19 protein-coding genes are annotated in these 24,513 nt (G+C 72.4%); 6 read left to right on the top strand and 13 right to left on the bottom strand.

Features of this window, described 5'->3' with window-relative positions:
- Positions 1–151: 151 nt before the first annotated feature.
- Complete coding sequence (locus ABL310_RS14485) at positions 152–1,978, top strand: PAS domain-containing protein (protein WP_349367720.1); 1,827 nt, start codon at positions 152–154, stop codon at positions 1,976–1,978.
- Here ABL310_RS14485 and ABL310_RS14480 read toward each other — a convergent pair.
- Positions 1,951–2,436: a DUF1643 domain-containing protein gene (locus ABL310_RS14480; protein ID WP_349367719.1), complete on the bottom strand. Its 486-nt coding sequence runs from the start codon at positions 2,434–2,436 to the stop codon at positions 1,951–1,953. The two genes, ABL310_RS14485 and ABL310_RS14480, sit on opposite strands and share 28 nt — an antisense overlap.
- The gene (locus ABL310_RS14475) at positions 2,433–3,002 is read right to left on the bottom strand and encodes an SH3 domain-containing protein (RefSeq protein WP_349367718.1); all 570 of its coding nucleotides are present in this window, start codon (positions 3,000–3,002) and stop codon (positions 2,433–2,435) included. The genes ABL310_RS14480 and ABL310_RS14475 overlap by 4 nt, the downstream gene beginning before the upstream one ends.
- A 751-nt stretch (positions 3,003–3,753) precedes the next feature.
- Here ABL310_RS14475 and ABL310_RS14470 point away from each other — a divergent pair.
- A complete protein-coding gene (locus ABL310_RS14470; protein WP_349367717.1) occupies positions 3,754–7,476 on the top strand; it encodes a vitamin B12-dependent ribonucleotide reductase in 3,723 nt (1,240 codons plus the stop codon).
- A 361-nt stretch (positions 7,477–7,837) separates the two neighbouring features.
- On the opposite strand, the gene ABL310_RS14465 is transcribed toward ABL310_RS14470, so the two are convergent.
- Positions 7,838–8,554, bottom strand: a complete 717-nt coding sequence (locus tag ABL310_RS14465; protein ID WP_349367716.1) for a GntR family transcriptional regulator — start codon at positions 8,552–8,554, stop codon at positions 7,838–7,840.
- Positions 8,551–11,466, bottom strand: a complete 2,916-nt coding sequence (locus ABL310_RS14460) for an FAD-linked oxidase C-terminal domain-containing protein (RefSeq protein ID WP_349367715.1) — start codon at positions 11,464–11,466, stop codon at positions 8,551–8,553. The genes ABL310_RS14465 and ABL310_RS14460 overlap by 4 nt, the downstream gene beginning before the upstream one ends.
- 170 nt (positions 11,467–11,636) lie before the next feature.
- Between ABL310_RS14460 and ABL310_RS14455 the strand changes: the two genes are divergently transcribed.
- The 4 genes from ABL310_RS14455 to ABL310_RS14440 all read left to right on the top strand — a co-directional run bounded on the left by ABL310_RS14455 (position 11,637) and on the right by ABL310_RS14440 (position 16,028).
- Positions 11,637–12,824 (top strand): aminotransferase class V-fold PLP-dependent enzyme, encoded by a 1,188-nt coding sequence (locus tag ABL310_RS14455; protein WP_349367714.1) that lies wholly within the window; start codon positions 11,637–11,639, stop codon positions 12,822–12,824.
- A gap of 80 nt (positions 12,825–12,904) precedes the next feature.
- Positions 12,905–13,864: a tripartite tricarboxylate transporter substrate binding protein gene (locus ABL310_RS14450; RefSeq protein WP_349367713.1), complete on the top strand. Its 960-nt coding sequence runs from the start codon at positions 12,905–12,907 to the stop codon at positions 13,862–13,864.
- Positions 13,865–13,939: 75 nt separating this feature from the next.
- Complete coding sequence (locus ABL310_RS14445; protein ID WP_349367712.1) at positions 13,940–14,455, top strand: tripartite tricarboxylate transporter TctB family protein; 516 nt, start codon at positions 13,940–13,942, stop codon at positions 14,453–14,455.
- Between the two features lie 22 nt (positions 14,456–14,477).
- Positions 14,478–16,028, top strand: coding sequence for a tripartite tricarboxylate transporter permease (locus tag ABL310_RS14440; protein ID WP_349367711.1), 1,551 nt, complete (start codon positions 14,478–14,480; stop codon positions 16,026–16,028).
- 54 nt (positions 16,029–16,082) lie between these two features.
- On the opposite strand, the gene pyrC is transcribed toward ABL310_RS14440, so the two are convergent.
- The 9 genes from pyrC to ABL310_RS14395 all read right to left on the bottom strand — a co-directional run bounded on the left by pyrC (position 16,083) and on the right by ABL310_RS14395 (position 24,478).
- Complete coding sequence (gene pyrC / locus ABL310_RS14435) at positions 16,083–17,129, bottom strand: dihydroorotase (protein WP_349367710.1); 1,047 nt, start codon at positions 17,127–17,129, stop codon at positions 16,083–16,085.
- A gap of 261 nt (positions 17,130–17,390) precedes the next feature.
- Positions 17,391–19,091, bottom strand: a complete 1,701-nt coding sequence (locus ABL310_RS14430) for a complex I subunit 5 family protein (protein ID WP_349367709.1) — start codon at positions 19,089–19,091, stop codon at positions 17,391–17,393.
- The gene (locus tag ABL310_RS14425; protein WP_349367708.1) at positions 19,088–20,572 is read right to left on the bottom strand and encodes a proton-conducting transporter membrane subunit; all 1,485 of its coding nucleotides are present in this window, start codon (positions 20,570–20,572) and stop codon (positions 19,088–19,090) included. Before ABL310_RS14425 ends, ABL310_RS14430 begins: the two co-directional genes overlap by 4 nt.
- Positions 20,569–22,077, bottom strand: a complete 1,509-nt coding sequence (locus tag ABL310_RS14420; protein WP_349367707.1) for a proton-conducting transporter membrane subunit — start codon at positions 22,075–22,077, stop codon at positions 20,569–20,571. Before ABL310_RS14420 ends, ABL310_RS14425 begins: the two co-directional genes overlap by 4 nt.
- Positions 22,074–22,430, bottom strand: coding sequence for an NADH-quinone oxidoreductase subunit K (locus ABL310_RS14415; RefSeq protein WP_349367706.1), 357 nt, complete (start codon positions 22,428–22,430; stop codon positions 22,074–22,076). Before ABL310_RS14415 ends, ABL310_RS14420 begins: the two co-directional genes overlap by 4 nt.
- Complete coding sequence (locus tag ABL310_RS14410) at positions 22,427–23,395, bottom strand: hydrogenase subunit MbhD domain-containing protein (RefSeq protein WP_349367705.1); 969 nt, start codon at positions 23,393–23,395, stop codon at positions 22,427–22,429. Before ABL310_RS14410 ends, ABL310_RS14415 begins: the two co-directional genes overlap by 4 nt.
- Entirely contained in the window at positions 23,392–23,691 is a 300-nt protein-coding gene (locus tag ABL310_RS14405) for a monovalent cation/H(+) antiporter subunit G (RefSeq protein ID WP_349367704.1), read from the bottom strand. The genes ABL310_RS14410 and ABL310_RS14405 overlap by 4 nt, the downstream gene beginning before the upstream one ends.
- Complete coding sequence (locus ABL310_RS14400) at positions 23,688–24,005, bottom strand: monovalent cation/H+ antiporter complex subunit F (RefSeq protein ID WP_349367703.1); 318 nt, start codon at positions 24,003–24,005, stop codon at positions 23,688–23,690. The genes ABL310_RS14405 and ABL310_RS14400 overlap by 4 nt, the downstream gene beginning before the upstream one ends.
- On the bottom strand, positions 24,002–24,478 hold the full coding sequence (locus tag ABL310_RS14395; RefSeq protein WP_349367702.1) for a Na+/H+ antiporter subunit E: 477 nt from the start codon (positions 24,476–24,478) through the stop codon (positions 24,002–24,004). Before ABL310_RS14395 ends, ABL310_RS14400 begins: the two co-directional genes overlap by 4 nt.
- Between the last annotated feature and the right edge of the window lie 35 nt (positions 24,479–24,513).

Here is a 24,513-nt window from a genome sequence, read left to right as displayed (position 1 = left end):
CGTCGTTTTCAAGTCGAAGGTGCGGTCATAACGAAAGTTAAACATGGGTCGGGCTGGAGACGAAAGCGGGGGTGACGCCCCCACATTCGCATCGGCGAGCGGCGTCGAGCCCGTGTCTGCTCCCGCTTACCCGCGCGGCTCCGGGGCCGCCGTGGCGCGCGTCCGATCGCACGACTGGAAGGCGAGCTCGCTCGGCGCGCCCGAGACCTGGCCCGCAGCCGCGCGCGTCCACGCGCAGAGCGTCCTCGACAACCCCTTTCCGATGGTTTTCCTGCTCGGCGCGGACCACGTCGTCGCCGCCTACAACGACGCCTACCTGCGCCTCCTCGGAGCGAAGCCGGAGGCGCTCGGCCGCCCCGTCGCCGCGGTCTGGTCCGAGCTCGAGGATGAGATCGCGCCGCTTCTCGACCGCGCCCTCGCGGGCGAGGCCTGTCGCTTCGAGAATGCCCGCTTCTCGCTGCATCGCGGGCCGGAGCCGGAGGACGCGCATTTCGACTACGCCTTCAGCCCGGCGCGGGACGAGGAGGGGCGCATCGTCGGCGTCCTCGTCGTCGCCGTCGAGATCACGGAGCGGATGCGCGCCGATGCGGCGCTCGCGGAGGTCCGCACCGAGGAGGCCCGGCAGCGCCTTTTCCTGGAAACGCTGCTCGACGCCGCCGAGGCCCGTATCGCGGTGCTGCAGGGCCCCGAGCTGCGCTTCACCCTGGTGAATCCGGCCTACCAGGGCCTGCGCCCCGATACGCCGATGCTCGGGCGCGGCTACGAGGAGATCTTTCCCGAAGCCCGGGAGGCGGCCGCGCTGCTGCGGCGGGTCCTCGCCACCGGCGAGCGGGAGATCCGCACCGGTTACCATGCCCCGATTCCCGGCGAGCCCGACGCGCGCTGGGACCACCAGATCACCCGGCTGCCGGCGTCGGGCGAGCCGGGCTCGCTCCTCGTCCTGACCTGGGACGCGACGGCGCATTGGCGCGCACAGCGCGACCTGCGCCGCTCGGAGGCGCGCTTCCGCAGCTTCGCCGACGGCCTGCCGCTGCTGGTCTGGGTGCACGACGCGGCCGGCGGGCACGACTTCGTCAACGAGACTTTCCGCCGCTTCTTCGGCTTCTCGCCGGCGGAGCGGAGCGACATCGACTGGCGCGACGTCGTCCATCCCGATGATTACGACGCCTATGTCGAGACCTTCCTGGCGCGCTTCGCCGCCCGCGAGCCCTTTCGCGCGCAGGCGCGGGTGCGGCGGGCCGACGGGGCGTGGCGCTGGATCGAATCCTGGGGCGAGCCGCGCTTCTCCGAGGACGGCGCCTTCGAGCGCTATATCGGCGCGAGCGCCGACGCGACCGAGCGCGTCGAGGCCGAGCGGCATCGCGACCTGCTCATGGCCGAGCTCGATCACCGCGTCAAGAACACGCTGGCCGTGGTCCAGGGCATCGCGCAGCACACGTTCCGCAACGGTGTCGTCGGCGAGCCGGCGCTGGAGGCCTTCAAGGGCCGTCTGCGCGCGCTCGCTGGCGCGCACGACCTCCTCACCCGCGAGAGCTGGGCGCAGGCGGATCTCGCCGCCGTCGCGGCGAAGGCGCTGGCCTTCGGTGGCGCGCGCGAGCGGGTGCGCATCGACGGGCCGCCGGTGCGCGTGACGCCGAAGCAGGCCGTCACGATGGGCATGGCGCTGCACGAGCTCGCCACCAACGCGCTCAAGCACGGTGCGCTCTCGCGCCCGCGGGGGCGCGTCTGCGTCGTCTGGCGCGTCTCGTCGGGTCACGATTGCCGACGGCTCGTCCTGGAGTGGCGGGAGACGGACGGCCCGCCCGCGGCCCCGCCCGCGCGGCGCGGCTTCGGCCTGCGCATGATCGAGCGCGCGCTCGCCGCCGATCTCGGCGGAACGGTCACGCTCGACTTCGCGCGGGAGGGCCTCGTCTGCCGGCTCGACGCGCCGCTGCCCACGGAGGCGCGACGTCAGGCGGCGCCCGCGCTCGACGCGTAGGGCAGGAGGCGCACGCCCCGCGCGACGTAGAGCGGGTGGCGCGGCGCCCCCGATCTCGTCGGCCCGAGATGCCACAGCCGCGCACCGGCGGCGGCGAGCAGCGCCGTCGTCTCGGCGGCGCGCACCGGGTCGGCATGGACGCCCCAGGCGCAGACCACGTCACCGCCTTCCGCAGCGAGCGCGGCGAGATGGGCGTCGTTCTCCGGGCCGACGGGATCGGGATGGGCGCGCAGCGCCTTCGGGTCGCGGGCGCGCAGGGCGTAGAGGTTCGCAACCACGATCCGGCCGCGGCCGAATCCGCGCGCCAGCGCCCGCACGCGCCGGATCGTGGCGTCGTCGCGCTCCGCGTCGGCGGTGGAGGGGTTGAGCATGACGAAGGCGATCGGCGCGCCCGGCCCCTCCGCCGGCCGCTCGAGCCGGTAGCGCCAGGTTCCGCAAGGCGAGACGATCGCGGTCATTGCCCCGACAGGTTCGCGCGCGGAACCCAGCCCTCGTAGCCCTCGATGCGGATCTTCTGCCAGCCCTCGCGGGCATAGGGAAGCAAGGCGATGCCGCAGGCGCGGGGGCCGAGCTCGGCCATCACCCGCGAGCCGTGGGACGGCCAGGCCCGCAGGGGCAGGCGCTCGCCTTGCCCGACCCCGGCCACGCAGTAGAGCGCCGGCGAGACCATCGAGATGTAGCGGGCGTGAACCCAGCCGGCATAATGCCCGTCCTCGACCGGGCACCAGGTCCCCCGGCAGTCGCCGCGCACCATGACGCCGCAGGTGCCGTAGGCGAGGCGCGTGAGGATCTGATGGCCGACGCCCGGGCCGGCGCGCATGTTCAGCGGATCGTCGGCGCGCACGTTGACGACGCAATGCTCCTCGCCCGGCACGACGTCCGCCGTCGGCGCGCGCTCGGCCCGCGCCTCGACGCAGGCGAGGCCCAGCACGGCGAGTGCGAGGACGCCGACACGGGCGAGCGCCGCGAGGCCGGCGGCGCGGAGCGGGGAGGGCGAGGGCAGAGTCGGGGGCAGGATCGTCATGGCGCGGTCCTCGGGGCTCGGGAGCACGAAACGTCTATCGGCACGAAACGTCTGTCGGTGGATCCGCTCATGCGGTTCAGCCACGACATCTAGCGGCCCGAAGCTGAGCGGAGCCTGAACGCCCCCCGAATCCGTCGGTTTCGCGGCGCATGCCGATTCGATTCGGGAATGCGGCGATTCTCCGGCCGTAACGGCCGCGCTTCATCCGTTGATTCACATAGGCTCCAGGCGCTTGCCGGACGCGCCTGCGACGGCGCCTGCGCGGGACGGGGCCCGGAAAGGCCCTGTGGCGGCCCGGCCACTCGACCGCCGGCTCTTGTGGATGCAGCGCCGGCGAAATTTCGCCCCCGCACCCTGCGCCGCCGCGTCGCGGGGCCGAAAAAGCGTTCGGCCGGAACGGCTTACCGAAAGCTCCTGAAGATATCCACAATCTTAACAGGCCACACCATATCTAGGGCTGGGGATGACCCCGAGCACTAGGTGTTGACGCGCGCCCCGGCTGGTGACAGCTTTTCGTCATCCGACGAGACGAGCGGCGGCGGGCCAGGAAGGCCCCGGCCGAGCCCTTCCAGAACGGAGCGCAGCGCCAACCCGACGCAGCCGCCGACAGGCGACCTGCGAACGGCCGCGCGCGTTCCCGACCAGGGGCCGGCACGGCTCGTCGGACGAGGAGGGGCGGCCCGTGCGGGGCCGTCCGGGGCTGAAACCCCGGCCGCGCTGCGGCGGGACCAGATTCAGGGACTTGGGGACGATGCGGATCGAGCGGCGATACACGAGTGCGGGGCGCGACCCCTACTCCGGCATCACCTTCCGGAAGGCGACGAGCGAGATCCGCAATCCGGACGGCTCCGTCGTGTTCCGGCTGGAGAACATCGACGTGCCGGAGGCCTGGTCGCAGGTCGCCTGCGACGTCCTCGCGCAGAAGTACTTCCGCAAGGCGGGCGTGCCCGCGCGCCTGAAGAGGGTCGAGGAGAACGACGTTCCCTCCTTCCTGTGGCGCTCCGTCGCCGACGAGGCGGCGCTCGCCGATCTCCCGGAGGAGGAGCGTTCCGGCTCGGAGGTCTCCTCCCGCCAGGTCTTCGACCGGCTCGCGGGCTGCTGGACCTATTGGGGCTGGAAGGGCGGCTACTTCACCGCCGAGGAGGACGCGAGCGCCTTCTTCGACGAGCTGCGCTATATGCTCGCCATGCAGATGGTGGCGCCGAACTCGCCGCAATGGTTCAACACCGGCCTGCATTGGGCCTACGGCATCGACGGCCCGAGCCAGGGGCACTTCTACGTCGACTACAAGACCGGCGAGCTCGTGAAGTCCGCCTCGGCCTACGAGCACCCGCAGCCGCACGCCTGCTTCATCCAGTCCGTCGAGGACGACCTCGTCAACGAGGGCGGCATCATGGACCTGTGGGTGCGCGAGGCGCGCCTGTTCAAGTACGGCTCCGGCACGGGCTCCAACTTCTCGCGGCTGCGCGGGGAGGGCGAGCGGCTGTCGGGCGGCGGCAAGTCGTCGGGCCTGATGTCCTTCCTCAAGATCGGCGACCGCGCGGCGGGCGCCATCAAGTCGGGCGGCACCACGCGCCGCGCGGCCAAGATGGTCGTCGTCGACATCGACCATCCCGACATCGAGGCCTATATCGACTGGAAGGTGAAGGAGGAGCAGAAGGTCGCGGCCCTCGTCACCGGCTCCAAGCTGAACTCGAAGCACCTCAAGGCGGTGCTCAAGGCCTGCGTCAATTGCGAGGTCGATGGCGGCGACGACGAGGCCTGCTTCGATCCCGAGAGGAACCCCGCCCTCAAGCGCGAGATCAAGGCCGCGCGCCGGGCGATGGTGCCCGACAGCTACATCAAGCGCGTGATCCAGTTCGCGCGCCAGGGCTACACCGACATCGAGTTCCCGATCTACGACACGGACTGGGATTCGGAGGCCTACCTCACCGTCTCCGGCCAGAACTCGAACAACTCGGTGTCGATCACCGACGACTTCCTGCGCGCCGTCGAGCAGGACGGCGACTGGAGCCTGACCTGGCGCCAGAACGGCAAGGTGAAGAAGACGGTCAAGGCCGCCGAGCTGTGGGAGAAGATCGGCTACGCCGCCTGGGCCTCCGCCGATCCGGGCCTGCACTTCAACACCACCATGAACGACTGGCACACCTGCCCGGCGTCGGGGAAGATCCGCGGCTCGAACCCGTGCTCCGAGTACATGTTCCTCGACGACACGGCCTGCAATCTCGCCTCGGCCAACCTGCTGCAATTCTACCACCGCGAGGCGAAGACCTTCGACGTCGCGGGCTACGAGCATCTCTGCCGGCTGTGGACGATGGTGCTCGAGATCTCGGTCACGATGGCGCAGTTCCCGAGCCGCGAGATCGCCGAGCTCTCCTACCGCTACCGCACGCTCGGGCTGGGCTACGCCAATATCGGCGGCCTGCTCATGACCATGGGCCTGCCCTACGATTCGGACGAGGGCCGGGCGCTCTGCGGCGCGCTCACCGCGATCATGACGGGCGTCGCCTACGCCACCTCGGCCGAGATGGCCTCCGAACTCGGGCCCTTCCCGGGCTACGAGACGAACACCGCGCACATGCTGCGCGTCATGCGCAACCATCGCCGCGCGGCCCACGGCGAGACCTCCGGCTACGAGGGGCTCTCCACCACCCCCGTGCCGCTCGATCACGCCTCGTGCCCGCAGCCCGATCTGGTGGCCCGCGCCCGCGCGGCCTGGGACCGCGCCCTGGCGCTCGGCGAGGAGCACGGCTACCGCAACGCCCAGGCGACCGTGATCGCGCCCACCGGCACGATCGGCCTCGTCATGGATTGCGACACGACCGGCATCGAGCCCGATTTCGCGCTCGTCAAGTTCAAGAAGCTCGCCGGCGGCGGCTACTTCAAGATCATCAACCGCGCGGTGCCCGACGCGCTGCGCACGCTCGGCTACCGCGAGCACGAGATCGCCGAGATCGAGGTCTACGCGCTCGGCCACGGCTCGATCGCGCAGGCCCCGGCCATCAACCCGCAGAGCCTCAAGGCGAAGGGCTTCACCGACGAGAAGATCGCGGCCCTCGAGGCGGGGATGAAGTCGGCCTTCGACATCAAGTTCGTCTTCAACAAGTGGACGCTCGGCGAGGACTTCCTCACCGGCGCCCTGAAGGTCCCGGCCGAGAAGCTCACCGACCCGTCCTTCGATCTCCTCGCCCATCTCGGCTTCTCGAGGAAGGACGTCGAGGCCGCGAACATCCACGTCTGCGGGGCGATGACGCTGGAGGGGGCGCCGCACCTGAAGGTCGAGCACTACCCGGTCTTCGATTGCGCCAATCCGTGCGGGCGCGTCGGCAGGCGCTACCTTTCGGTGGAGAGCCACATCCGCATGATGGCCGCGGCGCAGCCCTTCATCTCGGGGGCGATCTCCAAGACCATCAACATGCCCAACGACGCCACGGTCGAGGACTGCAAGAGCGCCTACATGCTCTCCTGGCGCCTGGCGCTGAAGGCGAACGCCCTCTACCGCGACGGCTCGAAGCTTTCCCAGCCGCTCAATTCCGCCCTCATCGAGGACGAGGCGGAGGAGGAGGACGCCGCCGATGCGGTGGAGGCGCTGCTCGCGCAGGCGGCCCCCGCCCGCGCGGCCGAGGTCGCCGAGAAGATCGTCGAGCGGGTGATCGAGCGCGTCGAGCGCGTGCGCGAGCGCGAGAAGATGCCCGGCCGCCGCAAGGGCTACACCCAGAAGGCGGTGGTGGGCGGCCACAAGGTGTATCTGCGCACCGGCGAGTACGACGACGGGCGGCTCGGCGAGATCTTCATCGACATGCACAAGGAGGGCGCGGCCTTCCGGGCGATGATGAACAACTTCGCCATCGCCATCTCGCTCGGCCTCCAGTACGGCGTGCCGCTCGAGGAATACGTGGAGGCCTTCACCTTCACCCGCTTCGAGCCCTCGGGCTTCGTCACCGGCAACGAGTCGATCAAGAACGCGACCTCGATCCTGGACTACGTCTTCCGCGAGCTCGCGATCTCCTATCTCGGCCGCTACGACCTCGCCCATGTCGACCCGAGCGAGATCGGCCACGACGTGCTCGGCAAGGGCGAGGACCAGTCCCGCGCCCCCGCCACCCAGCCGAGCCCGGCCGCCTTCGTCTCCCGCGGTTTCACCCGCGGCAAGACCGACAAGCTGATGCTCATCCCCGGCGGGGCCGGGGGCGCGGTGCCCCAGCCGCTCGTGACGGCGCTCGCCCGCGAGGCGGGCATGCCGACGGCCGGCGGTGCGCGCACGGCGACGGCGCTCAAGGCGGAGCCGGTGGTCGAGCGGGAGATGCAGGCGGGCGCCGCCGCCCCCACCGCCTCGGTCGCCGACCGGCGGGCGGAGGCGCGGATGAAGGGCTACGAGGGCGAGGCCTGCCCGGAATGCGCGAACTTCACGCTGGTGCGGAACGGGACGTGCCTGAAGTGCGACACCTGCGGGGGGACGACGGGGTGTTCTTGATGTGAGGTGATTGCCCCGGGCGCGCGAGCGCCCGGGGCTTTCATATAGCCGAGTACGAAGGGTGACCTTTATGGGAGAAGGCCAGGCAGGCTCCTGGCCTTTCCTGCTGGCGGCGACGAGATTCCCCTCCCTTCAGGGAGGGGCGACCCGCGGAGCGGGTCGGGGAGGGCCGTTTGCAGCGGCGCCCGCCGTCTCCCCAGCCACCCTGCCGGCGTGCACGCTGCGGACGTGCCAGGCTAGACGGCGGGGCGCACGCGGAGGGGCCGAGAGCGCGAGACCTGCGCCGAAGGCGCGCCGCATGCCGCCGCCCAGGCGGCTGGTCGCCGCCGCATCCGTGGCTTCGCCGCGACGTCGGGCGCCCTCAGGCCGGGGCGGCGGCCTGGCGTCGAGGGTGCGGGTCGGCGGCGGCGTCGGCGCGGACCCAGTCGCGCACGGTCTCGAGCTTGTTCTGCAGATGCGCGCGGAGCGTCTGGGCGAGGCCGGGGCCGTCGCGCTGCTCGAGACGGGCGAGGATCTCCTCGTGCTCCGCCACCGCCCGGCTCCAGCGCGCCTCCGTCATGTTGGCGACGTAGCGCGCCCGCCGGATGCGGATCGCCAGCGAGCGGTATTGCGCGATCAGCGTGCCGTTGCGCGAGGCCTGGAGAATGGCCTCGTGGATCTGCTGGTTGAGGGCGAAATAGGCGGTCAGCTCGCGGCGCTCGTAATGGCCGACCATGGCCTCGTGCAGCCGCCGGATCTCGGCGATCTCGGCGTCCGTGACGTTCCGGCAGGCGAGCTCTCCCGACAGCGCCTCGAGCGCGCCCATGACGGGAAACACCTCCTCCAGGTCCTCCAGCGTGATCCGCGTCACCCAGGCGCCGCGATTGGGCTCGAGCGTGACGAGGCCTTCCTTGGCGAGCACCTTCAGCGCCTCGCGCATCGGCGTGCGCGAGACGTTGTACTGCCCGCACAGCTCCCGTTCCGGCACCTTGGTGCCGGGCGGGAGCGTCCCGTCCACGATGAGCTGCTGGAGGCTTTGCGCGAGCTCCTCGTGCAGCGACGTTCGCTTGATCGCCTGAACGGTGGTCAGAACCGTCATCGAGCCGCCCCTTCGTCCAGCGCCATCTCCAGCAGTCGCGCGACGTGGACCGCGTCGCGGCCGGCGCCGTCGGCGATCTGGTGCCGGCAGGACGTCCCGTCCGCCACCACGATCGTGCCCGGATCGGCGGCGCGCACCGCCGGGAGGAGATCCAATTCGCCCATTTGCAGCGAAACGTCCAGGGTGTCGGCGCCGTATCCGAAAGATCCCGCCATTCCGCAGCAGCTCGTCTCCACCGTCTCGATCGCCGTGTCCGGCAGGAGGTCGAGCGTCTTGCGGATCGCGGGCACGACGTTCATCGCCTTCTGATGGCAGTGCCCGTGCAGCAGGACGCGCGGCGCCGGCGACTTCAGCGGCAGCGCGAGCCGGCCCGCGTCGCTCTCGCGGGCGAGATATTCCTCGAGCATCAGCGCCTGCGCGGCGAGCGCGCGGCTCTCCTCGCCCGGAAGCAGGGCGGGGATCTCGTCGCGCAGGGTGAGCAGGCAGCTCGGCTCCAGCCCGACGATCGGCCGCCCGGCCTCGACATGCGGCCGCAGCGCGGCCAGCAGGCGCTTCGCCTCCGCGCGCGCCCGGTCCACCAGGCCGACGGAGAGATAGGTGCGCCCGCAGCAGAGCGGACGGCGCGATCCGGGCTCCGCCGCGACGCCCGTGCGCCGCCCCGCGGCCGCGAGCACGCGGGCCGCGGCGCGCAGGTTCTGCGGCTCGAAATAGCGGTTGAAGGTGTCGGCGAGGAGCACGACGTCGGCCTCGCCCGCCGCCGCGCCGAGCTCCCCGTCGCGGAAGGGGCGCGACGACCAGCGCGGCAGCTTGCGCCGCGCCGAGAAGCCGGTCGGCCCCTCCAGAAGGCGCGCGAGGCCGGGCACCGCGTCCCGGGCGTTGAAGGCGAACGGCATCCGCGAGGCGAGGCGGGCGTAGACCGGAAGGTAGCCCACGAGCCGGTCGTGCAGGCTCAGGCCGTGCGTCGCGGCGCGGGCCGCGAGCACCTCGATCTTCATCTTGGCCATGTCGACGCCCGTCGGGCATTCGCGCTTGCAGCCCTTGCAGGAGACGCACAGCTTCATCGTCTCCATCATCGCGTCGGAGGCGAAGGCGTCGGGCCCGAGCTGGCCGGAGAGGGCGAGCCGCAGGCTGTTGGCGCGCCCGCGGGTGACGTCGCGCTCGTTGCGGGTGGCGCGGTAGGACGGGCACATCACGCCGCCCTTCAGCTTGCGGCAGGCGCCGTTGTTGTTGCACATCTCGACGGCGCCCTGGAAGCCGCCGCCGGCGCCGGGATAGGCCGACCAGTCGAAGGCGGTGGCGACCGGTCCCACGGCATAGCCCGGCGGGTAGCGGAACAGCGTCCGGTCGTCCATCTTCGGCGCATGCACGATCTTGCCCGGGTTGAGCCGCCCACCCGGGTCGAAGGCCTGCTTCACCGTCTCGAAGACCGTGGTCACCTCGCGGCCGAACATCCGCTCGTGGAACTCGGAGCGGACGATGCCGTCGCCGTGCTCGCCGGAATGCGAGCCCTTGTATTCGGCCACGAGCGCGAACGCCTCCTCGGCGATGCGGCGCATGCGCCGCACGTCGGCCTCCTGCTTGAGGTTCAGCACCGGGCGCACGTGCAGGCAGCCGACCGAGGCGTGCGCGTACCAGGTGCCGTGGGTGCCGTGGCGCTCGAACACCTCGGTGAGGCGCCTCGTGTACTCGGCGAGGTCCTCGAGCGCCACCGCGCAATCCTCGACGAAGGAGACGGGCTTACGCTCCTCCTTCATCGACATCATGATGTTGAGGCCCGACTTGCGCACCTCGGCGATCTGCGCCTGGAGAGGCTGGTCGAGCACCTCCACGACGCCGCCCCAGCGCGCGCCGGCGCCGCCCCACGAGAAGCCGAGCTCGGCCATCGTCTCCTCGAGCGCGGCGAGCCTGCGGGCGTTCTCGGCGGCGTCGCCCTCGTCGAACTCGACGAGCAGCACCGCGGCGGGCTCGCCGCGCACGAATCGATCGACGGTCGCGCGGAACATCGGGATCTCGCGCGAGAGCCCGATCATCGTGCTGTCGACCAGCTCGACCGAGAGCGGCGCGAGCGCGACGAGGTGTCGGGCGGCGTCCATCGCGCTGTAGAAGGTCGGGAAGTGGCAGACGCCGAGGACCTTCTCCCCGACGAGCGGCGAGAGCTTCAGCTCGATCGCCGTGAAGTAGGCGAGCGTCCCCTCCGAGCCGACGAGGAGGTGGGCGAGGTTGACCGGCCGCGCCGAGGGCACGAGGGCGTCGAGGTTGTAGCCGCCGACCCGGCGGGTGAGCTTCGGGAAGCGCTCCTCGATCAGCCGGGCGTGCCGCGAACCGAGATCCAGCATGTCGGCCGCGAGCGCGCTCGCGCGGTCGTCGCCGCGCCGCGGCGGCGTCTCCAGCGCGCCGAATCGCGCGAGCGAGCCGTCCTCCAGGAAGGCCTCGATCGAGATCACGTTGTCGCGCATCGTGCCGTAGCGCAGCGAGCGGCCGCCGCAGGAATTGTTCGCCGCCATCCCGCCGATCGTGGCGCGGGAGGCCGTCGAGACGTCGACCGGAAACCAGAGCCCGTGCGGCTTGAGCGCCCGGTTCAGCTCGTCGAGCACGATGCCGGGCTCGACCACGCAGCGGCGGCCGGCGACGTCGAGCTCGAGGATGCGGTTGAAGTGCTTCGAATTGTCGACGACGAGGCCGGCATTGACGGTCTGCCCGCATTGCGAGGTGCCGCCGCCGCGGGCGGTGAGGGGGATCCCTTCCCGGCGGGCCGCCTCGAGGGCGAGGCCGACGTCGTCGCGGCCGCGCGGCACGGCGACCCCGGCCGGCACGATCTGGTAGAACGAGGCGTCCGTGGCGTAGCGGCCGCGCGAGAAGCGATCGACCAGAACCTCGCCCGAGAACCCGTTCTTCAGCGCTTCGTCCAGCATCGCCGGCTCTTCCTTCCTTCTTGTCCGCTTCGCGGAACGCGTCCGCAGAGCGCTCGCCCGCGATGGGCCTTGACGCCGCGACAGAGCGTCGCGTATTCATAATGCAAAATTATTCATGCTGCCGACATCTGTCCAGAGGGATCGGCGGCGACGCTGAGGGAGGACGACCGATGGCGCGCCAAGCCGGCCGGCATTTTCTGCAGATCCCCGGACCGAGCGCCGTTCCGGACCGCATCCTGCGCGCGATCTCGGCGCAGACCATCGATCATCGCGGTCCGGCCTTCGCCGAGGTCGGCCGGCAGGCGCTCTCGGGCATGCAGAGCGTGTTCAAGACGAAGAACCCGGTGATCATCTACCCGGCCTCGGGCACCGGCGCGTGGGAGGCGGCCCTCGTCAACACGATGTCCGAGGGCGACCGGGTGCTGATGTACGAGACCGGCCACTTCGCGACGATGTGGATGAAGATGGCCCGCAAGCTCGGCCTCGAGCCGGAGTTCATCGAGGGGGACTGGCGGGGCGGCGCCGATCCCGAGCGGATCGAGGCCCGCCTCTCCGCCGACCGCGAGCACGCGATCAAGGCCGTGTGCGTCGTCCACAACGAGACCTCCACCGGCTCGGTCTCGCCGATCGCGGAGGTGCGGCGCGCCATCGACGCCGCCGGCCATCCGGCGCTCCTGATGGTGGACACGATCTCCGGCCTCGCCTCCATCGATTTCCGCTTCGACGAATGGGGCGTCGACGTCGCGGTCTCGGGCTCGCAGAAGGGGCTGATGCTGCCGCCGGGCCTGTCCTTCAACGCGGTGAGCGAGACGGCGCTCGAGGCGTCGCGGTCCGCGCGCCTGCGCCGGTCCTACTGGGACTGGGAGGACATGCTCGGCCCCAACGCCAACGGCTACTTTCCCTACACGCCGGCGACGAACCTGCTCTACGGCCTCGTCGAGGCCGTCGCCATGCTGCACGAGGAAGGCCTCGACCACGTCTTCGCCCGCCACGCGCGGCACGGCGCGGCCACCCGCGCCGCGGTGCGCGCCTGGGGCCTCGAGGTCCTGTGCCGGCGCCAGGGGCAGGAAAGCGGCGTCCTGACCGCGGCCGTGATGCCCGACGGGCACAGCGCCGATGCGTTCCGCGCCACCGTGCTGCGCCACTTCGACGTCTCGCTCGGCAACGGGCTCTCGAAGGTCGCCGACCGGGTGTTCCGCATCGGGCATCTCGGCGACTTCAACGACGCGATGCTGCTCGGGACCTTGTCCGCGATCGAGATGGGCCTCGGCAAGGCCGGGGTGCCGCATCGCGGCGGGGGCGTCGACGCCGCCATGGCGGCGCTCGACGGACGACAGGAGGCGCCCGCCGTCTCCTGATCCGACCCGCGCGGCGGCCGCGAGCCGACGAAGATCGGCGTCGCCGCGCCCGAAGAAGACCATTGAAAGGGAGGAAGACCATGTTGAACGCCATCAAGGCGGCGGGCCTCGCCGCGACCGGGATCGCCGCGCTCGCCGTCGGCGCCGCGCAGGCGCAGGACTATCCCTCGAGCCCGATCGAGGTGATCCACGAATACGGCCCGGGCGGCGGCACCGACCGCTTCATCCGCGCCATCGGCGAGCCCTTCGAGACGATCACCGGGGCGGCGCTGGTGCCGATCTCGATCCAGGGCGGCGGCGGCATTCCCGCCTACGCGAACTTCCAGCAGCGGCCGGCGGACGGCTACACGCTCCTCGCCATCAGCCCCGACCAGGTGATCAACCACGCGCTCGGGCGCATCGACATGGGCGAGCTGATGCCGCTCGCGCGCGTCCAGTACGATCAGGGCCTGTTCCTCGTTCCCGCCGACAGCCCCTTCGAGACGATCGAGGAGCTGATCGAGGCGGCCAAGGCCGATCCGGGCTCGCTCAAGGTCGGCATCACCGGCTCCGCCGGGTTCGACGACACGGTGATCGGGCTCTGGAACCTCGAGACCGGCGCCGAGCTCACGAGCGTGCCGTTCGGCTCGGCCGAGATGGTCTCGAACACGCTCGGCGGCCAGGTCGACCTGATGCACGAGGAGTACGGCCCGGCGCGGGGGCTGATCGAGTCCGGCGACCTGCGCCCGCTCGTGGTCTTCTCCGAGGAGCGCTTGCCGGTGCTGCCCGACGTGCCGACCGCCGTCGAGCTCGGCTTCGACGTCACCCTCGGCCGCTGGCGCGCCCTCGCCATGCACGACACCGCGGATCCGGCCCAGGCGGCCGTGCTGTTCGACGCGATCGCCGAGGCCGCGCAGACGGAGAGCTACAAGAAGTTCGAGGAGGACAGCGCCCTCCAGTACCGCTCCGTCGTGCTCGGCCCGGAGGAGTTCCAGGCCTTCATCGACAAGGAGATCGCCGTCTACACCGACGTGCTCGAGCAGCTCGGCTACGTCCAGTAAGCCCGCGACGACGGCGCGCCGGTCGGCCGGTCCCGGCCGGCCGGCGAGCCGTCCTTCTGCGATCGGGAGTTCGGCATGGCTCGAAGGCTCACGGATCTCACCTTCTCCGTCCTGGTGTTCGGGGGCTCGATCTGGTTCTGGCTGATGGCGGACGGGTTTCCGCGATCCCCACGCTACGCGGGCATCGACACGGATTTCTGGCCGAAGATCGTCTTCGCCGCCCTGACGATCGTCTCCGGCCTGCTCGTGGTGCGCACCGTGCTCGACCTCAGGGCGACGGCCGGCGGGTCGCGTGCCGGGCCGGCTTCGTCCAAGGAAGCCCAGCCCAGGTCGACGGCCTGGCGGGTCGTCGCCATGGGCGCGCTCATCCTCGGCTATTACCTGGCCTTTCGCTACACCGGCTTCGCCATCGCGACGCTGCTGTTCCTGTGGGCGGCGGGGCTCGTGATGCGCTTCGGGAACGTGAAGGCGCTGGTCCTGTTCTCGCCGATCTTCACCGTCGCGCTGGTCGTCGTCTTCTCGCGGTTCCTGTCGCTGCCGCTGCCGCGCGGCGTCGGCCCATTCTACGAGCTCAACCGGCTTTTCTACTGAGCGCGCCCCGGGGGAGGAAGCGGTGCTGGAAGCTTACGTCGACGCCCTGGCCTACATGGCCGGGAATCCGATCACCTTCGTCCTGATCGCGGCGAGCGTGGTCTGGGGCATCGCCTTCGGCGCCGTTCCCGGCCTCACCGGGATCGTCGGCGTGGCGTTGCTGATCCCGTTCACGTTCCTGTTCGACCCGACCGAGGGGCTGCTTCTGCTGGCGGGCGTCTACGTCGGCTCCACATTCGGCGGCTCGATCTCGGCGATCCTGTTCAACACGCCCGGCAGCCCCGAGGCGGCCTGCACCGCTCTCGACGGCTACCCGATGGCCAAGCGCGGAGAGGCGGGCAAGGCGCTCGGGATCGCGCTCGCCTCCTCGGCCATCGGCGGCGTCTTCGGCACCATCGTCCTGATGCTGCTCGCGCCCCCCATGGCGCAGCTCGCCCTGCAGTTCGGCCCGGCCGAATACTTCGCGCTCGCCGTGCTCGGCATCACGGCGATCGCCTCCATCGGCTCCGGGTCCATCCTCAAGGGGCTCGTCGCGGGGCTGCTCGGGCTGGCCGTGGCGACCGTCGGGCTCGATCCGATCACCGGCATGCCGCGCTACACCTTCGGCAGCTCGGAGCTGCTCACCGGCATCGGCTTCGTGCCGGCGATCATCGGCGTCTTCGCGCTGGCCGAGGTGCTTCAGCGCGTCAGCGAGAGCGACCGCAGCGCCGACGCCATCACGAACGTCTCGACCAAGCTGCCTTCCCTAGCGGAGTTCATGGCCACGCGCTACACGCTGCTGCGCTCCTCCGCGCTCGGCTCGTTCATCGGCGCGCTCCCCGGCGTCGGCGCGACCACCGCGGCCTTCATCAGCTACAGCGAGGCGGTGAGATGGTCGAGGCGGCCCGAGCGCTTCGGCACCGGCGAGCCCGAGGGCATCGCCGCCCCGGAATCGGCCAACAACGCCGCCGTCGGCGGCTCCATGATCCCGCTGCTCGCCCTCGGCATCCCGGGCAGCGCGACGACCGCGGTGATGCTTGGCGGCCTCACCATCCACGGCATCGTGCCGGGGCCGCTGCTGATGCAGCAGAACCCGATCCTGGTGTTCTCCGTGTTCATCGGCATGATGCTCGCGAACCTGCTGATGCTCGTCATCGGCATCCGCGCGGCGCGCTATTTCGCGCTCGTCCTGCGGGCGCCCTACGCGCTCGTCGGACCCGCGATCGTCGTGATGTGCATGACCGGCGTCTACGCCATCAACAGCAACGTCGCCGACATCGCGATCATGCTGGCGTTCGGCGTCGTCGGCTTCGGGCTGCGCAGGCTCGGCTACCCGATCGCCTGCTTCATCATCGGCCTCGTCCTCGGCCCGATCGCCGAGGTGAGCCTGCGGCAGGGCCTGATCCTGTCCGACCGCGACTTCGTCGAGATCCTCACCCGGCCGATCGCGGGCACGCTCCTGCTGCTCAGCGTGCTCTCGCTCCTCTACGGGATCTACGGGCAGTACCGCCGCAAGAACGGCGGGCAGGGGCTCGGCTCGGCAAACCCGGCGCCGCCCGCTGCGAAGGTCCGCGCGGGCGGGGAGGGGACCTGAGCGAAGCGCCCGCGGCCCCGGCGTTCTCGACGCCGGGGCCGCGCGGGCTCGCCGTCATGCGGCGGCTTGCTCCAGCGACCAGTGCGTCCGGCCCTCCGACAGGAGCGGCACGAGCTCCCCGTGCTCGGGCACCTCCAGGGCGCGCATCACGGGGCGGGCCCGCTCGGCGTAGGTGACGCGGCGCTCGGACGGGGCTCGGCCGTAGAAGGCCGGCCCGTTCAGGGACGCGAAGCCCTCGAAGCGGTCGAGCGCGTTCTCCTCCGCGAAGACCTGGATGTAGGCCTCGATCGCCACGGGGGCGCTGAACACCCCGGCGCAGCCGCAGGCCGATTCCTTGTCGTGGCGCAGATGCGGGGCGGTGTCGGTGCCCAGGAAGAACTGGCTCTCCCCGCTCGTCGCCGCCTCGCGCAGCGCGAGGCGGTGCTCCTCGCGCTTGAGGATCGGCAGGCAGAACATGTGCGGGCGCAAGCCCCCGGCGAAGAGAGCGTTGCGGTTGTACATCAGGTGCTGCGGCGTGATCGTCGCGCCCATGCGCTCGGGATGCGCCCGCACGAAGGCCACCGCCTCGCGCGTCGTCACGTGCTCCATGACGACGCGCAGCTTCGGAAAGCGCGCGAGCGTCGGCGCCATGACCTCGTCCAGGAAGCGCTGCTCGCGGTCGAACATGTCGACGTGCGGCCCCACCACCTCGCCGTGGGTGAGGAGGGGAACGCCCGCTTCCTCCATCGCCGCGAGCACGCGGTCGAGCTTGCGGATGTCGGTCACGCCGTGGGCGGAATTGGTGGTGGCGTTGGCGGGATAGAGCTTCGCCGCCGTGAAGACGCCCTCCACGTGCCCGCGCACCAGGTCCGACGGATCGGTGTCGTCGGTCAGGTAGCAGGTCATCAGAGGGGTGAAGTCGCAGCCCTCGGGGACGGCGGCGCGGATGCGCTCGCGATAGGCCGCGGCCATGGCCGCGTTCGTCACCGGCGGGGAGAGGTTCGGCATCACGATCGCCGCATGCACGGCCCGCGCGGTATAGGGGACGACCGTGCGCAGCATCGCGCCGTCGCGGAAATGCACGTGCATGTCGGCCGGCTGCCGGATGGTGATCGTGCGCATGGCTTCTCCTGTCGTTACCGTCTCGCTCGCCCGCGCACGGCCCCCGCCGTCCATCGCTGCGCTCTCCGGGCCTCTCTAGCGCCTCCGCACGGCCGGGGCCAGAGCGCGGCGTGCGCGGACGGGACGGAGCCACCGGCGCCGTGCTCGTTCTCGCGGAGAGATCGGTCGAGGGGGAGATGCGGCCCGGGAAGCGCGCGCGCAAGGGGCCCGCGTCGTGTTCCCCGTCGGCGGGACCGCGTCGCCCTGCGCGGCCCTCCGCCCTCACCCGGCGTCCGCGAGAAGGGCGATGCCCGCGGCCAGCGCGAGCGCAGCGAGGACGAGGCCGCTCGTCGACCACGACACGAGGAGCGGCTCGAGCCGCGCGAGCCGGTCCTGCGCCCGGTCGAGGAGGCGCCTGCCTTCGAGGCGCAGGCCGTGGCTGCGCATCTGCGAGCGGCGGCGGACCGCCCCGACCGCCGCTGCGGCCGCGCGTTCGAGCAGCCCGGCGAGATCGCCTTCCGGGATCGGCGCGCGGCCCGGCCGCAGTCGCGGGAGCGCCGCCAGAAGCGCGATGGCCCCGGCGAGGAGGACGGGCCAGCCCCCCGACCACAGGTTCTTCGGCTCGAGCGCGTAGCCGAGCGGACGCTCGGCGAACGGCGGGAATCCGATCCAGGGCAGGACGAGCGCGCAGACGGCGAGCGCCGCGAAGGGGCCGAACCGGAGCGCACGCTCCGCGGGGCGCGCGGCCTGCGCGGGCTGCGTGGCGAGGACGCGCCAAGCGTGCAGGAGCAGCAGCGCCGTCGTCGCCGCCGAGATCGTCACGAGGAACGCGACCAGGCCCGAGAGCGGCGCCTTCAGCGCGATCTTGGCGAGGGCGCCGCCGAGCGCCGGCAGGCCCGCGATCGAGAGCGCGACGAGCGCGACGAGCCCCAGCGTCGCGCGCCGGACGAGGCCCGCGCTCGCCGCGATCACGCCCACCGAGAGGAACAGGGCGCCCTTGGCGAGCCCGTGATGCGCCGCGTAGAGCGCCGCGTTGCCGAGCGCCGGCGCGCCCGAAGCCGCGGAGGCCGCGAGCGCGCCGAGAAGGAGGCTCATCTGGCTGACGGTCGAATAGGCGAGGATCGCCTTCGGATTCGTCTGCGCGAGCCCGGCGACGACCGCGAGGAAGGCGCCGGCGAGCCCCGCGCCGACGAGGAGGCTCCAGAGCGTGGTCGCGAGCGCCTCGAGCGGCACGAGGAGCATGACGCCGAACAATCCGGCCTTGACGATCGCGCCGGAGAGCACGGCCGAGGCCGGCGTCGGCGCGGCCGGATGGGCCAGCGGCAGCCAGACGTGCAGCGGGACGAGGCCGGCCTTGATCCCGAAGCCGAGGAGGAGGCACGCGCTCGCGAGATCGCCGGCCGGCATGGTCGCGAGGGCCGCGCGCACCGCCGCGACATCGAGGCTCTCCGCGCCGGCTGCGCCGATGATCAGGCCGGCGAGGATCGCCGCCTCGCCGAGCACCGCCAGCGCGAGATAGAGCCGGCCCGCGCGCAGGGCGCGGGCGTTCGCCTCGTGCACGATGAGGATGTAGGCGGCGAGCGAGACCGCGGCGAACGAGACGTAGAAGGTCGCGACGTCGCGGGCCAGGAAGACGCCGAGATTGCCGGCGAGGGTGAGGCACCAGAAGCCGGTGAAGGTGGCGGGCTTGTGCGTGCCGCGCATGTAGCCGAGGGCGTAGACGCCGGCGAGCGTCCAAAGCGCCGCGACGATTCCGAGCAGGAGGGCTGCGGCCGGATCGAGCGCGAGGACGACGCCGAGCAGGAGGTCGGGGGCGCGGGTCTCGACGCCGTGCGGTGCGCCGAAGGCGGCGATCAGCGCAGGCAGCGGCGCGAGGGGCAGGAGGACGAGCGCGCGCGGGCGCATCGCCGGCAGGGACGCGAGCGCCCCGAGCAGGAGCGGCCAGGCGAGCGCGAGGAATGGGAGGAGCGGGCCCTCGATCATGGCGCATACTCCCGCTCGACGATCAGCGTCGTCCAGGCGAGCGGCGAGATCGGCGACGCCGCCAGCAGCCCGACCGCGAGCGCGGCGAGCGCCGTCGCGACGGGAGGCGCGATCAGGCCGAGCGGGCGCTCGAGCGCGCGCGTGTCCGGCCCACGCGCGGGAAGCGTCTCCGGCGCGGGCAGGAACCACATGCGGTAGAGCAGCGGCAAAAAATAGGAGGCGTTGAGCAGCGAGGAGGCGACGAGCACGCCGACGACCCACGGCTGCCCCGCCTGCAGCGCGCCGATGCCGAGGTACCATTTCGAGACGAACCCGGCGATCGGGGGCACGCCGATCATGCCGAGCGCGCCGATCGAGAAGGCGCTCGCCGTCCAGGGCATGCGCGGGCCGATGCCGGCGAGCTCGTCGACGCGGTGGATGTGCGCCCGCTCGGCGAAGGCCCCGGCGCAGAAGAAAAGCGTCACCTTCATCAGCCCCTGATGGACGAGGTGGACGAGCCCGCCGATCGTGGCCAGCGGTCCGGCGAGCGCGACCCCGAGCACGATGTAGGAGACCTGGCTCACCGTCGAGAAGGCGAGGCGGCGCTTGATGTCGACCTGCTGCAGCGCCCGAGCCGATCCGTAGAGGATGGTCAGCGCGGCGACGAAGGCGAGCGGCGTCGCGAGCCCCAGCGCCGCGACCCGCTCGATCCCGTAGACGTCGTGAACGACGCGCGCGAGGCCGAAGGCGCCGGCCTTCACCACGGCGACGGCGTGGAGCAGCGCCGAGACGGGCGCCGGCGCCGCCATCGCCGCCGGCAGCCAGCCATGCAGCGGCACGAGCGCCGCCTTGACGCCGATGCCCACGACGAAGAGCGCGAAGACGAGGCGCAGCGTCGTCTCGTCCACGGCCTCGAGCGCCGCGGGCTGCGCGAAGGCGATCGGCCCCACCGCGCTCTCCAGCCAGACGATGGCGGCGAGCAGCGCGGCGCTGCCCGGCATCGTGTAGGCGAGATAGCGCCGGCCCGCGGAGAGAGAGGCCGCGTCGCCCTTGTGCACGACGAGCGGCCAGGTCGAGAGGGTGAGGAGCTCGTAGAAGACGAAGAACGTCACCAGGGTCCCGGAGAAGGCGATCCCCGTCGTCGCGGCGACGCACAGCGAGAAGAAGCCGAAGAAGCGCGACAGGTCCCGCGTCCCGTCGAAATAGGCGATGGCGTAGATCGTCGTGAGCAGCCACAGGGCCGCCGAGAGCGTGACGAAGAGGAGCGCCAGCGCGTCGACGCGCAGGACGAGGGCGAGGCCGGGCGCCAGCAGAAAGCGCGTCTCGTGGAGCGTCCCGGCGCCGACCTCCGCCAGCATGAAGCCGACGAGGGCGATCTTCAGGACCGCGCCGCCGAGATTGAGCCCGTTGCGCCAGCCGGTCTGGTCCTTCGCCAAGAAGAAGGTGACGAGCGCCGGGACGAGCGAGGTCGCGATGATGAGGACCGGGAGGAGCCCGTTCATTCGAGCCCCTCCACGGCCGCGCCGGGGCGGCCGATGGCGAGGAGCGCCGTCGGCCAGACGGAGGCGAAGCCGAGCGCGACGGCGAGCGCTGCGAGGAGGAGCGGGATCGCCTCGCGGGCGGCGGACGGCGGCGGGCCGGCCGGCTCCGTCTTTTCCGGGTCCTCCTTCGCGAGCAGCCTTCCGAGCACCGGAAAGAGGTAGAGCGCCGCGAGAAGCCCGCCGCCGAGCATGACGAGCGCCCAGGCTCCCTGGCCGGAGGCGAAGGCGGCGACGAGCAGCAGATACTTGGCGATGAAGCCGCCGCTCGGCGGCAGGCCCATGAGGGTCACGGCGGCGAGCCCGAGGGCGAAGGCCGTCATCGGCATCGCCCGGGCGAGGCCGGACAGGCCTGCGATCCGATCGTGGCCGAGCCGCGCCAGGACGAGACCGGCGGCGAGGAACATCGCCGCCTTGGCGAGCGCGTGCGAGACGCCGTGCAGCATCGCCCCGCTCCAGGCGCCGGCGGCCCAGGGCTGTGTTCCGAGCGCGCCGCCCGCGAGGGGGAACAGGAGAAAGAGGTAGCCGATCTGGGCGATCGTGGAATAGGCGACGAGGAGCTTGAGCCGCTCCTGGCGCAGGGCGAGCACGGAGCCGTAGAGGATCGCCGCGGCCCCGAGCCCGCCGAGAAGCGGCCCGAGCGCGGGCGTCGCGATCGCGGGCAGCGCCTCGAGCCACAGCCGCGCCAGCACGACGAACGACGCCTTCGGCACGAGCGCCGAGAGGATCGCCGAGGCCGGGGCGGGCGCGCCGGCATGCGCCGGCGGAAGCCAGGCGTGCAGGGGGAAGAGCGCCGTCTTGGCGCACAGGCCCGCCGTCATCAGGGCGCCGGCGACGAGCATGGTCGCGCTCTCGGTGGCGCGGGTCGCGGTGAGCGCGATGTCGAGCGTGCCGGCCTCGGAATAGAGCAGGATCGCGCCGGCGAGGTAGAGCAGCGAGCCGGTCAGCGCGAACCAGGCGTATCGGATCGCCGCGGCGAGGGTCTCGGGCTTGCCCTCCAGCGCGACGAGGGCGATCGCCGCGAGGCCGAGCAGCTCGAGCGCGACGTAGAGGTTGAAGAGGTCCCCCGAGAGGAAGACCGCGTTGAGCGCGCCCCAGGCGAGATGCGCCAGCGCGACGAAGGCGTAGCCCCGCCGCGTCTCGCGCAGGCGCGCGACGAGGCCGCCGCGGGCGATCGCCAGCGCCGCCGCCATGACGGCGAGCGTCGTCGCGACGAAGGTCGCCGCCAGCCCGTCGGCGACGAGCGCGATGCCGAGCGGCGGCGCGAAGCCGCCGACGGCGATGCGCGCGGGCCCGGTCTCGACGATCCCGGCGATCAGCGCCGCCGCGACGAGCGCCATGGCGGGGCCGGTGACGACGATCACGTCGCCCGCGCGCCGTCCCAGCACGAGCGCGGCGAGGGCGCCGGCGAGCGGCAGCGCCACGGCGAGCGCCGCGGCGAGGGCGGCCGTGTCGAGCGGCTCGGTCATGACGCCTCGGGCCGCCCCGCCGCGTCGCCGTCCGGCGGCGGGGTCTCCTCGGGCAGTCCCGCCCGGCCGGTGAGCGCGGCGTAGCGCCCGGCGAGCGCCGTGATCAGCGCCGTGGCGGAGAAGGCCACCACGATGCCGGTGATGATCAGCGCCTGCGGGACGGGGTCCGGGGCGAGCCCCGGCGCGGTCCCGGTCGCGCCGAAGACGATGAAGAGGCCCGAGCCCATGACGTTGAAGCCGACCAACCGGCGCAGCGGATGGCGTCGGGCCACGAGTCCGTAGAGCCCGAGCCCGACGAGGGCCGCGCCGACGAGGGCGTAGAGCGTGGCGTTCGGTGCGAGATCCGGGCTCACGACGCGCCTCCGGAGGGCGGGCGCGCGGGAGGCCCGAGGACGAGGAGCGCCAGCGTCGCGGCGATCGAGACCGTGAGCGCCGTCTCGACGACGAGGACGAGGGTCCCGGCGACGCCCTCCGGGAAGGCGAGGAAGGTCCCGCCGAGCGCGCCGACGACGCCGAGCCCCAGGAACACGGCCGGGCCGAGCGCCAGGGCGAGGCGCACCGGCAGGCGCGACACCGCCGGCGGCTCGACGAGACCCGCCATGGCCGCGAGCAGGTAGACCGCGGCGAGGATCGTGCCGCCCTGGAAGGCGCCGCCGGGCGCGTAGGCGCCGGCATGGACCACGTAGACGCCGATGACGATGCCGAGCGAGGGCACGAGCCGCGCGAAGCTCGCCATCACGCCGCCGGGACGGGCGTGCTGGCGCAGGCCCGGAAGCCCGCCCCAGTCCCGCTCGACGCTCGCCGCCCAGACGCCGACCAGCGCGGCGAGGAGGACGATCGATTCGATCAGCGTGTCGTAGCCGCGGAAGACGATCAGCACGGCGGTGACCGGGTTCTCGACCCCGCTCGCCGCGAGGCTCCGCGCGACCTCGGGCCCGAGCCCCGGCCGCTCCGCCGGGAGCGCGAGGACCGCCGCCGCGATCGCCCCCGCGACGGCCGTGGCGCCGAGCGCCGCGAACCGCTTTCCGAGGAGCGGTGTCGGCGCCGGGTCGACCGCGCCGATCCGCGCCAGCCGGGCGACGGCGCCGACGAGCAGCACACCCGTCAGCCCCGCGCCGATCGCGGCCTCGGCGAGGGCGACGTCGATCGCCCCGAGCCGGACCCAGGCGAGGGCGGCGAGGAGGCCGTAGACGACGAAGGCGACGACGCCGCCGAACAGGTCGCGCCCGGCGACCGCCGCGATCGCCGTCGCCAGGAGAAGCAGGCCGAGCGCGAGGTCGAAGGCGAGACCCGCGAGGGACCCGACGGCGCCCGTCATCGCTCCCCCCGCGGGCGACGGCGCGGCAGGGCCGCGCGGGCGACGAGCTGGGCCGCCGTTCCCGCCGCGAGAAGCGCGAGCGCCCAGACCGCGAGCACCTTCAGCGCCGGCAGGACCCCGCCGAGCTGCGGCATGACGCCGAGCGCGACGAAGCCGAGCCCGAGATTGTCCGCCTTCGTCAGCGCGTGCAGGCGCGTGTGCAGGTCGGGAAAGCGCAGGAGCCCCACGGTTCCCGCGACGAAGAAGCCGACGCCGATCGTGACCGCGACGACGCTGAAGAGGTCGAGCGCGCTCACGGTCCGGCGGCCTCCGAACGCTCGCCGATCTCGGCCTCCTCCTCCTCGGGATCGCCGAGGCCGTCCATGCTCGCGCTCTTCACGAAGGCGACGGTGGCGAAGGCCGCGAGCAGGGCGAGGACGAGGGCGACGTCGACCGCCGCCGTCTCGCCGGTCGCGGCCGCGAGGAGGAGGGTCACGGCGACGCCGCCGGTGCCGACGAGCTGGGCGCCCATCATCCGGTCCGCCGGGCTCGGCCCGCGCAGCACGCGCACGAAGGCGCCGGCCACGGTGAGCAGCAGGATCGCCGCGAGGGCGAGGAAGGCCGCGCTCATGCGCGCCGCTCCCCGTCGGCGCGCAGGGCGGCCGCGAGGCGCGCCTCTTCCGCCCGCGCGGCGCCGCAGACGTCCCCGCGCACGTCGAGGCAATGGACGAGGATCGCATCGCCCTCGCTGCCGGCGCTCAGCGTGCCGGGCAGGAGCGAGAGCTCGGTCTCGAAGGCGACGCGCGCGCCGCCGTCGGGCAGGCCCGTCGGCAGGACGCGCCAGCCGGGCGCGAGCGGCATGCGCGGATGCAGCGCCCGCCAGGCGACGTCGACGCCGCCGGCGACCGATCGCCCGAGAAAGCCCGCGAGGAACCGCGCCGTCGCGACGGGCGCCGGGCGCCGGCCCCCGCGCGGGAGCATCCGCAGGCTCACGATCGCGCCGGCGAGGATCGCGACGAGCGCGAGATGAGGCTTCCCGGCGCCCCCGGTCAGCACGAGCCAGAGCCCCGCGAACAGGGCCGAGCGCTCGAGAAACGCACGCATCCCATCTCCCCGTATCCGTTCGCGCCGAGCCCGCG

Origin of the sequence: Salinarimonas sp., from assembly GCF_040111675.1 — a bacterium.
In the GTDB taxonomy this organism is placed as follows: Bacteria; Pseudomonadota; Alphaproteobacteria; order Rhizobiales; family Beijerinckiaceae; genus Salinarimonas.
This window is presented reverse-complemented; position numbering and strand designations above follow the sequence as displayed.

What these genes read in the sequence shown, in the direction of transcription:
- ABL310_RS14450 (WP_349367713.1), top strand. Translation starts at nt 12,905, where the DNA reads ATGTTGAACGCCATCAAGGCGGCGGGCCTCGCCGCGACCGGGATCGCC.
- ABL310_RS14480 (WP_349367719.1), bottom strand. Translation starts at nt 2,436, where the DNA reads ATGACCGCGATCGTCTCGCCTTGCGGAACCTGGCGCTACCGGCTCGAG.
- pyrC (WP_349367710.1), bottom strand. Translation starts at nt 17,129, where the DNA reads ATGCGCACGATCACCATCCGGCAGCCGGCCGACATGCACGTGCATTTC.
- ABL310_RS14395 (WP_349367702.1), bottom strand. Translation starts at nt 24,478, where the DNA reads ATGCGTGCGTTTCTCGAGCGCTCGGCCCTGTTCGCGGGGCTCTGGCTC.
- ABL310_RS14460 (WP_349367715.1), bottom strand. Translation starts at nt 11,466, where the DNA reads ATGCTGGACGAAGCGCTGAAGAACGGGTTCTCGGGCGAGGTTCTGGTC.
- ABL310_RS14445 (WP_349367712.1), top strand. Translation starts at nt 13,940, where the DNA reads ATGGCTCGAAGGCTCACGGATCTCACCTTCTCCGTCCTGGTGTTCGGG.
- ABL310_RS14420 (WP_349367707.1), bottom strand. Translation starts at nt 22,077, where the DNA reads ATGACCGAGCCGCTCGACACGGCCGCCCTCGCCGCGGCGCTCGCCGTG.
- ABL310_RS14465 (WP_349367716.1), bottom strand. Translation starts at nt 8,554, where the DNA reads ATGACGGTTCTGACCACCGTTCAGGCGATCAAGCGAACGTCGCTGCAC.
- ABL310_RS14455 (WP_349367714.1), top strand. Translation starts at nt 11,637, where the DNA reads ATGGCGCGCCAAGCCGGCCGGCATTTTCTGCAGATCCCCGGACCGAGC.
- ABL310_RS14430 (WP_349367709.1), bottom strand. Translation starts at nt 19,091, where the DNA reads ATGATCGAGGGCCCGCTCCTCCCATTCCTCGCGCTCGCCTGGCCGCTC.
- ABL310_RS14475 (WP_349367718.1), bottom strand. Translation starts at nt 3,002, where the DNA reads ATGACGATCCTGCCCCCGACTCTGCCCTCGCCCTCCCCGCTCCGCGCC.
- ABL310_RS14425 (WP_349367708.1), bottom strand. Translation starts at nt 20,572, where the DNA reads ATGAACGGGCTCCTCCCGGTCCTCATCATCGCGACCTCGCTCGTCCCG.
- ABL310_RS14470 (WP_349367717.1), top strand. Translation starts at nt 3,754, where the DNA reads ATGCGGATCGAGCGGCGATACACGAGTGCGGGGCGCGACCCCTACTCC.
- ABL310_RS14400 (WP_349367703.1), bottom strand. Translation starts at nt 24,005, where the DNA reads ATGAGCGCGGCCTTCCTCGCCCTCGCGGCGATCCTGCTGCTCACCGTG.
- ABL310_RS14410 (WP_349367705.1), bottom strand. Translation starts at nt 23,395, where the DNA reads ATGACGGGCGCCGTCGGGTCCCTCGCGGGTCTCGCCTTCGACCTCGCG.